This is a genomic window from Rothia sp. HMSC072B03 (assembly GCF_001809565.1).
GTDB classification, from domain to species: Bacteria; Actinomycetota; Actinomycetes; order Actinomycetales; family Micrococcaceae; genus Rothia; species Rothia mucilaginosa_A.
Genome location: NZ_KV797969.1, coordinates 210,207 through 224,998, shown reverse-complemented (window position 1 = coordinate 224,998; position 14,792 = coordinate 210,207). Strand labels below are relative to the sequence as shown.

10 protein-coding genes are annotated in these 14,792 nt (G+C 59.6%); 4 read left to right on the top strand and 6 right to left on the bottom strand.

The annotated features are described in order from the left end of the window. Nucleotides 1-357 precede the first annotated feature (357 nt). Nucleotides 358-2,007 carry a TrkH family potassium uptake protein gene (locus HMPREF2630_RS04325; protein WP_070483571.1) on the top strand — a complete coding sequence of 550 codons (1,650 nt, stop codon included), beginning with the start codon at nucleotides 358-360 and terminating at the stop codon, nucleotides 2,005-2,007. Continuing rightward, nucleotides 2,000-2,662, top strand: coding sequence for a potassium channel family protein (locus tag HMPREF2630_RS04320; protein WP_049331713.1), 663 nt, complete (start codon nucleotides 2,000-2,002; stop codon nucleotides 2,660-2,662). Before HMPREF2630_RS04325 ends, HMPREF2630_RS04320 begins: the two co-directional genes overlap by 8 nt. Before the next feature lie 137 nt (nucleotides 2,663-2,799). On the opposite strand, the gene proC is transcribed toward HMPREF2630_RS04320, so the two are convergent. Then, entirely contained in the window at nucleotides 2,800-3,645 is an 846-nt protein-coding gene (gene proC, locus HMPREF2630_RS04315) for a pyrroline-5-carboxylate reductase (RefSeq protein ID WP_070483570.1), read from the bottom strand. Nucleotides 3,646-4,021: 376 nt separating this feature from the next. On the opposite strand from proC, the gene HMPREF2630_RS04310 reads away from it, so the two are divergent. Next, nucleotides 4,022-5,431, top strand: coding sequence for a chloride channel protein (locus tag HMPREF2630_RS04310; RefSeq protein WP_070483568.1), 1,410 nt, complete (start codon nucleotides 4,022-4,024; stop codon nucleotides 5,429-5,431). 77 nt (nucleotides 5,432-5,508) lie between these two features. On the opposite strand, the gene HMPREF2630_RS04305 is transcribed toward HMPREF2630_RS04310, so the two are convergent. From HMPREF2630_RS04305 to HMPREF2630_RS04285, 5 genes are all read right to left on the bottom strand, one after another. Beyond that, complete coding sequence (locus HMPREF2630_RS04305; protein ID WP_070483566.1) at nucleotides 5,509-6,057, bottom strand: DUF6609 family protein; 549 nt, start codon at nucleotides 6,055-6,057, stop codon at nucleotides 5,509-5,511. 356 nt (nucleotides 6,058-6,413) lie between these two features. Beyond that, entirely contained in the window at nucleotides 6,414-8,033 is a 1,620-nt protein-coding gene (locus tag HMPREF2630_RS09100) for a hypothetical protein (protein ID WP_143131594.1), read from the bottom strand. A 105-nt stretch (nucleotides 8,034-8,138) separates the two neighbouring features. Further along, nucleotides 8,139-9,110 (bottom strand): Ppx/GppA phosphatase family protein, encoded by a 972-nt coding sequence (locus HMPREF2630_RS04295; RefSeq protein ID WP_070483562.1) that lies wholly within the window; start codon nucleotides 9,108-9,110, stop codon nucleotides 8,139-8,141. Between the two features lie 254 nt (nucleotides 9,111-9,364). Beyond that, nucleotides 9,365-12,181, bottom strand: a complete 2,817-nt coding sequence (gene topA / locus HMPREF2630_RS04290; RefSeq protein WP_070483560.1) for a type I DNA topoisomerase — start codon at nucleotides 12,179-12,181, stop codon at nucleotides 9,365-9,367. 303 nt (nucleotides 12,182-12,484) lie between these two features. Continuing rightward, the gene (locus tag HMPREF2630_RS04285; protein ID WP_070483558.1) at nucleotides 12,485-12,931 is read right to left on the bottom strand and encodes a pyridoxamine 5'-phosphate oxidase family protein; all 447 of its coding nucleotides are present in this window, start codon (nucleotides 12,929-12,931) and stop codon (nucleotides 12,485-12,487) included. Nucleotides 12,932-13,030: 99 nt separating this feature from the next. Here HMPREF2630_RS04285 and HMPREF2630_RS04280 point away from each other — a divergent pair, with 99 nt between their 5' ends. After that, on the top strand, nucleotides 13,031-14,791 hold the full coding sequence (locus tag HMPREF2630_RS04280; RefSeq protein WP_070483556.1) for a DUF7059 domain-containing protein: 1,761 nt from the start codon (nucleotides 13,031-13,033) through the stop codon (nucleotides 14,789-14,791). Nucleotide 14,792: the final 1 nt, after the last annotated feature.

Below are 14,792 nucleotides of genomic sequence, written 5' to 3'. Positions count from 1 at the left end.
TCCACGGCACATGCTCTTTTGATAGCCACCAAACGTTTCAGAGCATTAGAAATTGGGCATACACGGTTATCACGGCAATTTTTAGACAGAATATTCTTATAAGAGAATATAGTGTTTCCCGTGGATTTCTGGAGGTTCCGAGGCTCAATAGCCTTCGAATTCCCAAAAGCGCGAAGGCAAGCCCGCAGAAGAACCATCGGCCCCGCGCGAAGACTCCCGCGTCGTGTGCCTTCACTCCTGTCCATCGCCTCGGTTCTGAACGCCCGGCGCGATACACTAGGAAGGCACCATTTTGTGCTTTTCTCTATCCTCGCACCCGCATCGCACACCCCGTCCACGAGCTCATGAAGGAGGCGCATGGGAAACATATTCCGTCACCCCCGGCGCCGTCCTCGACGCCGCTATCGCAGCCGCAACGGCTCGCAGAATCTTCTCAACCCCCGTTGGAGCTCCCTCAGCGGTATTCAGCATAAGTACCGCCCCGGCGAGCATCACGAGAGCTACCGCGAGCGCATCGAAGAGCTTGAAGGCCTGAGCGTCCTCGCGAGCGTCCCGGGTCTCAAACTGGACAGGTTGCCCGCGTTACGCGACCGTCACGAGCACTCCGGTACCCGCCGTCAGCCGAAGGGCCCTCTCGGGTTCAACCGGTACACTCTCGAACGCTTCCGCGATTTCATTGACGCAACCGTTCTATCCTCGCCCTCGCGTACCGCAATCGGCGCGTTCCTTCTGGTCATCATCTTCTTCACGCTTGCCCTGCTACTGCCCATCTCTTCCAACGACGGGCAGCCGGCCCCCTTCCACCACGCCTTCTTTACCTCTACCAGCGCGGTGACCGTTACGGGTCTAACCACCGTCTCCACCGCCGAGCAGTGGTCAACCTTCGGACAGGCCATGATTTTGGTGGCCTGCCAGGTGGGCGGTCTGGGTACTCTGACCATCACCTCTCTGCTGGCACTAGCCATCGGCCGCAAGATGGGCCTGCGCACCAAGCTCATCGCGCAGGAAGACCTGAACATCAGCCGTCTCGGCGAGGTCGGCGGCATCGTCAAGAGCGTTTCCTATGCTTCCTTCTCCATTGAGGCGATCATTGCGCTCGTGCTGATTCCGCGTTTCCTGACCCTGGGTGAAGGCCCCTTTCAAGCCATCTGGCACAGCATTTTCTACTCTGTCTCGGCCTTCAACAATGCCGGTTTCACCCCGCACTCCGACGGCATTGTGCCCTACGGCCACGATCTTTTCCTACTCGTACCCATCTGTATTGCCGTGTTCCTGGGGTCGCTCGGTTTCCCCGTTTTCATTGCGATTCAGCGCAATCCTTTCCGCCCCCGGCACTGGTCGCTCACGGCTAAGCTGACCGTCGTCACGACCCTGTTCTTTTTCGTCTTCGGCGCGTTCTTCTGGGGTCTTTTTGAATGGAATAACCCCGCCACCATCGGCGGCTACTCCCCCGGAGAGAAGGTTCTCAACGCGATATTCGCCTCCGTGATGATGCGTTCGGGCGGTTTTAACCTGGTCGATATGAGCAGTATCGCCCCCGTCTCCACGCTCCTGACGGATATGCTCATGTTCATTGGCGGCGGCTCCGGCTCCACCGCGGGCGGCGTGAAGGTCACCACCATCGCGGTCATTGCCCTGTCGATTCTTGCCGAAGCGCGAGGCGATCAGAAGGTCGTCGCGTTCAACCGCACCATCCCCGAGTCCTCCCTGCGCATTGCCATCTCCGTGATTGTTATGGGTGCTACCGTGGTGGGTGTTGGCTCAGCGGCAATTCTGATTATTAGCGGCGCGGACCTCAAGGAAGTAATCTTCGAGGTCATCTCTGCCTTCGCGACCTGCGGCCTCTCAGACGGCCTCTCCTCCAACCTGCCGCCGGCGGGCATCTACGTTCTCAGCGTGCTGATGCTCATCGGCCGTGTGGGTACAACAACCGCCGCGACCGGCCTGGCGCTACGTTCACGCCGCCGCCTCTACAAGTTCCCCGAAGAAAGGCCCACCATTGGCTAGTGCACATAACGATCCCGTCCTCGTGATTGGCCTGGGCCGCTTCGGTTCCGCGGTGGCCGCCCAGCTGCGCGTGCAGAACAAGGAGGTCCTCGCGATTGAGAAGGACCCCGAGCTGGTGCAGAAGTGGTCGGGCGTGCTGACCCACGTGGTCTCTGCAGACGCGACCGATATCGACACCCTGCACCAGTTGGGTGCAGATGATTTCGGGTCCGCCGTGGTGGGTGTGGGCACCTCGATTGAGGCGTCCGTGCTCATTACCGCAAACCTCGTGGACCTGGGCGTGGAACGCATCTGGGCGAAGGCCATCACCCCCGCGCACGGCAAGATTCTGGAGCGCATCGGCGCGCACCACGTGGTCTACCCGGAGGCTGACGCCGGCCGCCGCGCCGCGCACCTGGTCTCGGGCCGTCTGCTGGACTATATCGAGTTCGACGACGACTTCGCGATTGCGAAGATGCGCCCGCCGAAGGAGACCCACGGCTTCACGCTGGCGGAGTCGGATATTCGCGCAAAGTACGGCGTGTCCGTGGTCGGCATCAAGTCCCCCGGTGAGGATTTCACCTACGCGGACGCAACCACCCGCATTCATTCACGTGACATTCTGATCGTCTCGGGCCAGGTGGACCTGATTGAGCGCTTCGCGGCGCGGCCCTAAAAGCACTTTTCCTCGCTACTTTGAGGAGCCCGCGAATATACATAGAAAACAGCCTCTTCCCGAAGTTCCGGGAAGAGGCTGTTTTCATAGTTTTGCCCAGTAGTTTTACCCAGTGCGGGTGGCGCTACCGAACGGTATTAGTCCTCGTCAGCGGTGTACAGCTGGCTCATTTCTGCCGAACGTTCCGCGCAGGCGCGCATCGCCTGTTCGGTCAGCTGGAAGAGGCCACCGTCCACGAAGGTGTTCAGTGCACGCTCGGTGGTGCCGTTCGGGCTGGTCACGGCGCGGCGCAGGGCGGGCGCATCCGGGTTGGCGTCGAGCAGGTAGCCCGCGCCGGCAACGGTTGCGCTGGCCAGCTTGAGGGCGGTGTCTGCGTCCAGGCCGAGCTTCTCGCCGGCGGCTGCCATCGCCTCCGCAAGCAGGAACGCGTATGCCGGGCCGGAACCGGAGACGGCGGTGACCGCATCCATCTGGTCCTCGCGGACCTCAACAACCAGACCGACGGTGCCCAGGACCTCTTCGACGAGTTTCTTCTGCTCATCCTTCACGGAGTCGGTGGTGGAGATGGCGAGCACGCCCTTGCCCCCGGAGGAGGGGGTGTTCGGCATGCAGCGAACAATGGGCTGACCTGCAGGAAGGCACGCGGCGAGGGTTTCGAGGGTCACGCCAGCGGCAACGGACACCACGACAGCATTCGGTGCTAGGGCGGGCGCAATATCGCGGGCAAGCTCCACGATGCCGTAGGGCTTCACGCCGAGCAGCACGACGTCTGCGTGGGCGACTGCCTTGCGGTTGCCGTCGGCTTCGCCGCCGGTGGTGATGATTTCGACCTTGTCGCCGAGGCGCTGGGCGAGGGCGGCGCGAGATTCTTCGCTACGCACGGTGGCGCGGATGTGGGCGGGGTCGTGGCCTGCAGCGAGCAGACCTGCGGCGATGGAGCCGTTCATGGAGCCGGTGCCGAGAAAAGCAATAGTTGCGGTCATCGTTGATCCTTCCTAATGGGGTGCCTGCGCCCTGCGGGAGCGCGCGGTGTGCTGTGCGCGGCGGGCGTGTGGAGGCGTACCCTTCCAGCATAGCGGGTGCGGGTGGTTTGGGGCACACCGAACCAACGCGTGAAAGCCGAGAGTTGATGCGCCGGCCCCGTGGGCGAGGCTCGTGTTGCCATCCGAAACCGGGTTTTCGCGTTGCCCCCCCGTTGCTGAGGCGCAAAAAGCGCGGGCGTAAAATTAAATCGGCTTTGTCTCCCCCGATTTCGCTGCGGTTTCCATCCGGTTTGCGCCACGGCTTTCGCCGCGGTTCGCGCGGGTTGTGAAGCCTCAACCCAACACACAGCACGCAACACACAAAACTCCTTTTTCTATGTCTTCTCATACTGGTTCTTCCCCGAATTCTTCCCCGAATAGCCCGCAGAAGCCTGCGGGTTTCCGTTCTTTTTCGTTTCGCCTCTTGCTGGGTTTGACTCTCGCCGCGCTGGTCACGGGCGTGTTCAGCGGTTTGGGCGCGATTGCCCTGCACTATGTTCTGGACTTCATGCAGGAGTTGGCGTTCGGTCATTCTGAGGGGCATCACCCGATGGTGACTGACGGTGCCGACCCGGCGCGTCGTGCGCTGGTGCTCGCGGCGTTGGGCCCGTTCGTGGCGCTGGTTTGGTATTACCTGCAGTCGGGCGGTCGGCGCGTGGTTGGCGTGAAGTCGCAGATTGCCGGTGCTACCGAGGAGGATCGCAGGCCTTCGCTGTGGCGGCAGATTTCGCATTCGGTGATTCAGATTGTTGCGGTGGGTGCGGGCTCCCCGGTGGGTAAGGAGGTCGCGCCGCGTGAGCTGGGCGCCCTGGCTGCGGGTCGGTGCGCGCGCCTGCTGGAGCGCATTGGTGGCACCCGTGCGGATGGTTCGCCGCTGCTGGGTGATCGCGAGCGTCGCCTGCTGGTGGCGGCGGGTGCGGCGTCCGGCCTGGCGGCTGTGTATCAGGTGCCGATTGGTGGCCTGGTGTACCTTATCGAGGCGATGGCCGCGGGTTTGACCCTGTGGTCGCTGTATGTGGGTGCGGTGACGGTGTGGACGGCGACGGCAATGGCGAATCTGGTGATTTCGAATGCGCCGACGTACCCGGTGCCGCAGCTTCCGTTGGATGCGACGACGCTGACGGTGGCGGCGTTAACGGGTGTGGTGTTGGCTCCGCTGGCTCTGGGTTTTAGGGCGTTGTCGCAGCGTGCGGAGAAGATTAAGGCGAAGGATCGTTCTCTGTTGTGGCGTATTCCGGTGGCGTTTGTGCTGGTCGCGGTGGTTTCGCTGTGGCTTCCGGAGATTCTGGGTAATGGTCGTCTGCTGACTCAGCACACGTTTAATGTGTCGCTGGATGCGGCAGCGGGCGGCTTGTCTGCGGCGGCGGCCTGGTATGTGTTGGCGTTGTGCGTGGCGAAGGCTGCTGTGGTGCTGTTGAGTCTGCGTTCGGGTTCGTATGGCGGCACGCTAACGCCGGGTCTGGCGTTGGGTGCGGCGGCTGCGTTTTGTGTGGCGGCACTGGTGCTGTGGGCGTTCCCGGCTTTGGGCGGGGTGCCTGGTGGTGCGTCGATGGTGTTGTATGCGGCGGCGTTGACGGGTACGGCGGCGTTTTTGGGTATTTCGATGAATGCGCCGCTGTCTGCGTTGACGTTGTTGGTTGGTTTTACGGGTCAGGGTGCGAGTGCGTGGCTGCCGATGGCGGTTGCGGTGGGTACGGCGGTGCTGACCCGCTGGGCGTGGACGCGAGTGTTCGGCGCTAAGAAGTAGCTTTCAGAAGTAAGAGGGGCGGCCCCGGATGCGTGTGCGTCCGGGGCCGCCGTGTTTTACTGTGCCGAAGAATTGCCTTACATTTGCTTTGATGGCTTTGAAAGGAATAGTAGATAAATTCCGAATACGAGCTTAATTGCCGCGTCAATATATGCAATTACCTCTAACGGAATGTTGGTAAAAATATATCCCGCAAAAACATTAATGACACAGGCAAGACCCAGGTATACCATTGACTTTCCATGCACAAAATAGTACGGGAAGAAGTGCAGCGCGGTTGCCATCAGTGCTCCCAGCCAAATCAGTCTCCAATTTTCAGTTGCGAAGAATGGGCCACCTAGCAAAACCATTAAGACAAATAATAGAATAACGGCACGTGAAGATACTTTCTTTTGAAATTCACTCGAAGGGCCATCGGATAGTCTATTCAGTACCTTTTTATTCATGTTGATTGAGAAAAAGCTGACGACGTACCCAATGCTGAATACTTGCATGTTTATTATTTGCTTTCCTCCAGCCAAGGTGGCTATTGCTATAACTGCCGCCACCACAATTAGCCACAACCCGCAGGCCCTCTTATAGTTAAATTCTAACTTTTCGTCTTTGTTATAGCCTAGAAAAGCCATTGATACCTCCAATAGTCTCTCGTAAAATTTTTTCTCTTATCGTGCCACTAAATTTTATTGTGAAAAATCTGCCATGTATTAGTATACTCCACCCCTTCTTTCTGCTAATTATATCCTCTGCAATTAGATCAAAATGACAATAGAATCCCCCTAAGAAACGAAGAGTCATCCCCGGATGCGTGTGTGCGTCCGGGGCTACCCCGCTTCGTTTGGGCTACTCGGGCCGGGTGGAGATTCGGTCATGGGTTACAGATACCCCAATAGCGAGAAGCCACATGTGTTTCCAGAAGCCACTTATGATGTGGCTGTTCAAAACACATGTGGCTTCTCAATGTTTACCCTTGCGGATGCGTAGGCTACTTACGACGGAGAGCTTTCGGAGCCTTATGGATAGTCGACCTGGAATACCTGTATCGAATTAATTCGGACTGGTTCGACGACAAGTCAGTACGCTCCAACTCATTTTTATAATCTGTATAGTATTTATTCACCTCCAGCATTAAACAATAGATATACGCAAGCAATAAATAATCAACACTATTTCCTGAGTTCCCCCTCCCAAGAAACAGTAAATCTCTAATCACTTCAATCAGCGAAATAGTCTTACTCTTTAAGAAATGCTCCTCTTTGTTTTTACGTGACTCCCCATCTGATTCCTTATCCACAGAATTACTATCGCTTTCTGCCTCTTTAAGCATATTTATCTCAGATTCAAGGAGATCCTTCGAGGATTTCAGGAGGCTCGTATTAGTTTCAAATTCAAGGGAGCTATAAAACCCCTTCCTAATACATTGGGCAACTCGCCAACGCCCAATATAAAAAATCAGAAACACCCCTATGATTACCAGAAAATGCTGGATGCGGAGAACATAGACTGCACCAACCATGGCCAAAGCAAGACTTAGTCGAACTATTTCCACAAATATTCTCCCAGAGAAGAAACCGAAAAATTCAGAGATTTTCCCAATTCCACGTTCATACTCCATATTCAATTTACATATACTTGCATATAGATAATTTTCTGACATAAGAAATGCGGCAACTTCAAGAAGGATCATAACACCACCGAAAGCGATGTATCCAAGATACCAATCATCCATTACCGACAAAACAGCACAAACTGCCAGAAATGCTATTCCATATAGCACCCATCTCCACCAGGTAGAATAAACAAATCTAAACCTAGAATAACTATAATTACTTACAAATAACCCAGAATATCCCGATAAATTCTTCTTGGGCTTTTTCAAAAGAGCAGGAATTTTTCCTCCAAACTCCAATTCTTTACTCGCTACACAATAAGAAATTCGAGTCCAGGGGTTATTAGATAAATTTAGATTATTAACTTTTTTTAGTGTTTGAACATTTAAAATTAGAGTATCTTTTTCATTATGAGTCAGCATATTAGAAGACGCGGCAGTAAACCACCCAAAGAACAGCAAGGACCATAAGGGCATATCACCGTATCTAGACAGATCCATGTCCATAGGGACTACATGATAATAAATACCAACATGCGCTCGTTGCAACCAGCCCGAAAGCAACCCATGCCAAAAATTAACGATAAATATAATAAACACGAAGCCACCAACCCGCCTAGCAAATTTCCTATAGGCAGCGCGGCGTGCATCTCCCACAACTCCTTCTAGGGACTCTGCATATTTTCCGACACTTACATACAAACTCAGCAGAATACTTGCAATTGACGTAATAATCCCAGTCCGCAAATCCAGAAAACGATAAGGAAAATTAAAAATTGCACTAACGAATCCCGAGTGATCTCCCAATTTAAGGTCTCGAAAAGGAATTGATTCCAAATAATAAAAAATTGGCATAAAAAGATACAGAAACGTTACTGCAATAAAAATTATTGCTGGCTTTCGGATAATATTATCCCAAAATATTTTTCTACTTTTTTCTTCGTGCTCTTCACCCCAGGCTTCATTGACTTCGTCAATAACTTCTTGGATTTTCATCGGTGATTGTTCCTTTCCTACATCGTTGTCGGCGGGTTATATACAAGAAAAGCGGTGACCCCGCAGGCCGGTGCACACCAGCCTGCGGGGTTCATCATCATGGGGTTAAGCGACCAGGAGGGTCTTCGGGTTGACCGGAGTACCCGTACCCTCCGCCAGGTGCTCAATACGCTTCAAGATCAGGCCCTCACGCAGCGCCCACGGGCACACGCGCATCGTCTCAATACCGAACGCCTCCATTGCCGCCTCCGCCGCAATAGCGCCCGCCAGCATCTGCTCCGCACGAGTCTTCGAAACACCCGGCAGGTCAGCGCGCTCAGAGACGGTCATCGCCTCCATGCGACGAGTCCACAGGCGCAAATCCTGCAGATGCATCTCACGCTTCACGTGCGGGCCCGCCGAATACGGCGCCGCACCGCAAATACGCGCCAACGAACGGAACGTCTTCGAGGTACCCACCGTCATGTCCGGCGTGCCATACTGCAACAGGTTCTCCGCGACCGGGGCGATCTGCTCACGCACATACTTACGCAGACGCTTCACCTGCTTCGGTTTCGGCGGCTGTACATCAAAAAACTCACGGGTCAGGCGGCCCGCGCCCAGCGGCACGCTCATCGCCGCATCGGGCATGGCGTTCGTACCAATCGAAAACTCGAAAGAACCGCCACCAATATCAAAATCAAGGATGCGGCCCGCGCCCCAGCCCTGCCAGCGGCGCACCGCAAAGTACGTAATCGCCGCCTCCTGGTCGCCCGAAATACCGTTCAGGCTCACGCCGGTCTGCTCACGCACCTGCTGTAGCACCGCCGCACCATTACCCGCCTCACGGATAGCGCTCGTGGAGAACGCCAGCAGATCCTCCGCCTCATTCTCTATCGCGAAGTCGCGGGCGCTGGTTACGAAGCGGGTCAGTGCGTCCGCGCCCTCCTGCGAGATGTTGCCCTCAGCGTCGAGGTACTGCACGAGCTGCAGCGGAATCTTATGGGACGCGTACGGTTCGGGGCGCGCTCCAGGGCTGCCGTCAATCAGTAGCAGGTGGACCGTATTCGACCCGACATCCAGAACTCCCAGGCGCACGATGCGCTCCCCTCCCCCGCCCGCGGCGGGATACTATCTGTGTGCGGTACCGCAGGTGCGGCGCCTCTTCCAGTCTGTCAGAGGCGCGGCTCACTCCGCAAACAATCCGGGCGGATGCCCAGCATCAGCACAGCGCGGGCATAAAAACGCGCCGAGCACGCAAAAGGCGCAGGAGGCGCCCCACCCCACTAAGGGGTTCGGGACGCATCCTGCGCCTTCAAGTAGAAACGCTACTCGGCTGGCAACGCGGCAGATTACTCGGCGGTCTTCTTCGCCGCGGTCTTACGAGTGGTCGTCTTCTTCGCGGTAGTAGACTTTGTGGTCGTCTTCTTAGCAGTCGTCTTCTTAGCCGTGGTGGTCTTCTTCGCGGCGGTCTTACGCTTGACCGGGCCCTTCGCGCGCTTGTCAGCCAGCAGCTGCACCGCACGCTCGTGGGTCAGCGACTCGACCGACTCCGCACGCGGAACCGTAATGTTCGTAATACCGTCGGTGATGTACGGGCCAAAGCGGCCGTCCTTCACCACGATCTTCTTCTCGCTGACCGGGTCCACGCCCAGCTCAGCCAGCGGGGGCTTAGCAGCCGCACGACCGCGCTGCTTCGGCTGGGAGTAAATCTCCAGCGCCTGCTCCAGCGTAATCGTGAAGATTTCGTCTTCGCTGCCAATCGAGCGGGAGTCCGTGCCCTTCTTCAGGTACGGGCCAAAGCGGCCGTTCTGCACGGTGATTTCCACGCCCTCAGCGTCGGTACCGAGCACGCGCGGCAGGCTCATCAGCTGCAGTGCCTGCTCCAGGGTCACGGTCGCCAGGTCCATGGACTTGAACAGGGACGCGGTACGAGGCTTGGCGGGCTTCGGCTTCTTCTTCGGCTTGGGCTTACCGTTCTTGTAGTATTCGGTCGGCTGCGCGTCCAGGTACGCCTGGATCTGCTCCTCGGTCATCTCCTCGATCACCTCGGTGACGTAGGGGCCGTAGCGGCCGTCGCGAGCCACAATCTGGTTGCCGGAGACCGGGTCCACGCCGAGCACGCGGCCGTCGGACTTGCCCTGTTCGAGCAGTTCGCGTGCCTTCGCTTCGGTCAGTTCGTCCGGTGCCAGGTCGGCAGGTACATTCGCGCGGACCGGTTCGGTCAGCTCGCCAGTCTCGGTGTCGAGGGTGCCTTCGGCCTCCAGGTAGGGACCGAACTTGCCCACGCGCAGCACAATGCCGTCCGCGATCGGGATGGAGTTGATGCTGCGGGCGTCAATCTCGCCGAGGTTGTCAACGATGGGCTTTAGGCCGCGCTTGGAGTCGCCGCCGAAGTAGAACTCGTCCAACCACTCGACGCGGGACTCCTCACCGCGCGCGATGCGGTCGAGGTCTTCCTCCATCTGGGCGGTGAACTCGTAGTTCACGTAGGGGCCGAAGCTGGATTCGAGCAGGCGCACCACGGAGAACGCGGTCCAGGAGGGAATCAGCGAACCAGAACGAACGTTCACGTATCCGCGGTCCATGATGGTCGAAATAACCGCCGCGTAGGTGGACGGACGGCCAATGCCCAGCTCGTCCAGGGTCTTCACGAGGGAGGCTTCGGTGTAGCGCGGGGGCGGCAGGGTCTCGTGACCGGCGGGCTCAATCGCCTCTGCGGTCAGAGCCTCGCCGGCGGTCAGGTTCGGCAGGCGCTTCTCGGCATCCTTCGCCTCACGCTCGGCCACGCGGGATGCGTCAACGCCCTCCTCGTAGGCGGCGAGGAAGCCGCGGAAGGTGATGACGGTGCCGGATGCGGCGAACTCGGCGTCCTGACCGTTGGAGGCCACGGCGCCCAGACGCACGGAGGCGGTGGAGCCGGTCGCGTCGGCCATCTGGGAGGCGACGGTACGCTTCCAGATCAGCTCGTAGAGGCGGAACTCGTCGTTGGACAGGGAGCCGCGCACGGCGTCCGGGGTGCGGAAGGTGTCACCCGCGGGACGGATTGCCTCGTGGGCTTCCTGCGCGTTCTTGCTCTTGGAGGTGTACACGCGCGGTGCGGAGGGCACGAACTCGGCGCCGTACAGCTCGGAGGCCTGGCGGCGAGCGGCCTTGACGGCCTGATCGCTCAGCGCAACCGAGTCGGTACGCATGTAGGTGATGTAACCGTTCTCGTACAGGCGCTGCGCAACCTGCATGGTCACGCGGGAGGAGAAGCGCAGCTTACGCGCGGCTTCCTGCTGCAGGGTGGAGGTCGTGAACGGCGCTGCCGGGCGGCGCTTGTACGGCTTGGTCTCGACCGAACGCACCGAGAACGCCGCTGACTGCAGGGCGGCGGCGAGCGCGCGGGCCGCCTCCTCGTTCAGGTGGGTGACCTTGGAGGAGCTGAGGGTGCCGTCGTCAGCGAAGTCCTTGCCGGTGGCGATGCGGTTGCCATCCACGGCGACGAGCTTGGCGTCGAAGCCCTCGGAGGCCGCGTTCAGGAAGCGGCCGGACAGGTCCCAGTAGTTGGCGGCGACGAAGGCCATGCGTTCGCGTTCGCGCTCAACCACGAGGCGGGTCGCGACGGACTGCACGCGGCCTGCAGAGAGGCCGCGACCGACCTTGCGCCAGAGCACAGGGGAAATTTCGTAACCGTAGATACGGTCGAGGATGCGGCGGGTCTCCTGCGCATCGACCAGGTGCAGGTCGATGTCGCGCAGTTCGCCGAAGGCACGCTGAATGGCTTCCCGGGTGATTTCGGGGAAGGTCATGCGGTAGACGGGCACCTTGGGCTTGAGGACTTCCTTCAGGTGCCACGCGATGGCCTCACCCTCGCGGTCACCATCGGTTGCCAGGTAGAGCGCGTCGACCTCTTTGAGCTTGCGCTTGAGCTCGGTAACCTTCTTCTTTTTGTCGGGGTTGACCACATAGTAGGGTTCGAAGCCGTCTTCAACGTCGACCGCGAACTTGCCGTAGGGGCCCTTCTTGAGGTTTTCAGGCAGCTCAGAGGGCTGCGGAAGGTCACGGATATGACCCATGGACGAGTCGACCAGGTAGTCCTCGCCGAGGTAGCCGCTAATGGTCTTGACCTTGGAGGGGGACTCCACGATTAGCAGGGCTTTTCCATTCTTGGCCTGAGCGGGCACGGCACTCCTCTATCTATGTGTTGTCGCTACGTATTCAACCATAACCCACACGAACGCCCGGTCCGGGCGGTCGGGGCGGTTCAATACGATGGGTGAGGTGTTTCGTTGAGCGATTAGTGTGTTGGACTCCCGGAGCGGGGGTCGAGGTTGCGCCCCGCACCGTCTGTGCGCTGAGACGCGGTGGTCGCAGGGTACTCGCTCCATCATACGGTACCGGTGGACTGATTGGTGCACGGGGCACCCGTTGACGTGCTCACCGGGGATCCTGCGGGGCCGCGTTTTCCGGGGTGTGGACGCTAACCGCTACCTCGTAAGGGTGTCGGAGTCCGGCTGGGTGCCGTCCAGGTATGCGGGCAGTAGCGGGTACTCGCGGCCGTACACGTTTCGGGGTACGATGCGCACCCACTGCATTTCGTGCGTGTCGGAGTCCGGCAGGTCGAAGGTGCGCACGATCTGCGGGGTCATCTCGGGCGGGAGCCAGTGGGCGACGCCGACCACGATGACCGAGCGGATGCCGTCCTCGAGGGTTTCGTCGATTTCGAAGGCGACGCGGCGGCTGACCACCACGGAGGAGAACTTATTGCCGCGGGTGGTGCGGATGTAAATTTCCTGGTTGGCCACGGCGTAGAGCACGGGGAGCACGTCGACGTGCTGCCCGTCGGTCATGACGAGTCGGCCGAGGGTGTTCGCGTGCAGGCGCTCCCAGCATTTCTCGGCGCTGATGCTTTCATCGGGGTAGAGATTGCTCATGCTCTACAGTGTATGCGATGTTGGGCCCGCGTCAGGGCAGCGGCGGGTCGCTGTGGATAACGGGAAGGTGGTGTGGGCCCGGTGCGTAGAATGGTGTGCATGAGTATTTCTGCCCCCGACTTCGCCCCCGGGTACGCCGCTGTTGCGGATGCGCCCCGCAGCGACGACTACGCCCGCCTCGTGCGCCTGCGCGAGCGCCTCACTGCCCTGAACTACACGTACGACGCCGTGCAGGAGCTTCTGGGCGCGAACGCCGCGGATGCGATGGCCCGCGACCAGGTGGTCCCCGGAATTTGGCGTGTCGAGCAGATTCTGCGCGGCGAGTACAGTGCGGAACAGAAGAACCTGGCGCGCCTGCTGGCGTTTTTCCTGCTGGCCCGCCCGCTGACCGAGGCGGAGGCCGCAGAGGTCTTCGGCGAGACCCTGCAGGACTTCGCGGAGGCATCCCTGATTGAGCGCGACGCGGCAGGTTGCTGGACCGCGAGCGTCGACCTGCGCCCGCACGCCGCCGACGACGGCACCGAGATTTATGTGGCCGCGGACCTGGGCGCGCATCAGCGCCCCGGTGTGCTCCGCAAGGATCACGTGCTCGGCATCGGTCACGCGTCCCTGACCCTGGCGCAGATTACCGAGCGCACCCCCGTCGAGCGTGCCCTGGATGTGGGTACCGGCTGCGGTATTCAGACCTTCCACCTGCTCGCCCACGCTGAGCACGTGACCGCCACCGATATTTCGGAGCGTGCCCTGGCGTTCACCCGCTTTAACCTGTTGCTGAACGCGCAGGCACTCAATATTGACCCGCAGAACCCGCAGGCGCGCGTGAGCCTGCGCATGGGTTCCCTGCTGGAGCCGGTCGCCGGTGAGCTTTTCGACCTGGTGGTGTCGAATCCGCCGTTCGTGATTACCCCGCGCGTTGCCGGTGAGAGCGCCGAGGAGCAGTTCACCTACCGCGACGGCGGCCTGCCCGGTGACGAAATTGTGAGCACGATGGTGCGCCGCCTGCCCTCGGTGCTGGTGCCCGGTGGCCGCGCGCAGATGCTGGGCAACTGGGAGATTATTCGCGACTCTGAGGACCCGGAAGCACCCCGCCCGTGGGATGAGCGCCCACGCGCCTGGGTTGAAGATGCCGACGCCGAGGCCTGGATTATTCAGCGCGAGACGCTGAGCCCCGAGTCCTACGCCGAGACCTGGCTGAAGGATGCGAGCGAGAACCGCGACCGCAAGCACTACGAGCAGACCTACCTGGCGTATCTAAACGACTTCGAATCCCGGAACGTTCATTCTATTGGCTTCGGTATGATTTGGCTGCGCCGCCCGACCGAGGCAACCGCGGCAGGGGTGACCGATCCCCTACAGCGTTTCGAGGAAATCACCTACCCGATTCAGCAACCCATCGCCCGTGCCCTCACCGAGTCCGTGCGCCGTTACGACCGCCTCGCCGCCATGGACGACGAGGCGCTCCTCGCCGCGCACCTGGAGGTCGCCGAGGACGTCACCGAGGAACGCCACGGCCGACCCGGCGCCGAGCACCCGAGCGTTATTCTGCTGCGTGCCGGATCGGGTCTGTGCCGCACCCAGCTGCTCTCCACCGAGACGGCGGGTTTCACTTCCGCGAGCGATGGCGAGCTGGCCGTGGGCCAGATTGTGGCGGCCCTGGCGATGCTGCTCTCCTGGCCCGAATACGACGAGGCGGCCGCCGCCTCGCGCGGTACGCAGGAACAGCATCCGCGCGATACCCTGCTGCACGCGGTGCGCGAGCTGGTGCTCAAGAGCTTCCTGCACTTTAGCGACGAGCACACGGGCGCAGCATCGGCTGGTGAAAATGCCGCTGAGGTATATGCGGCAGAAGCACAGGGCTAGG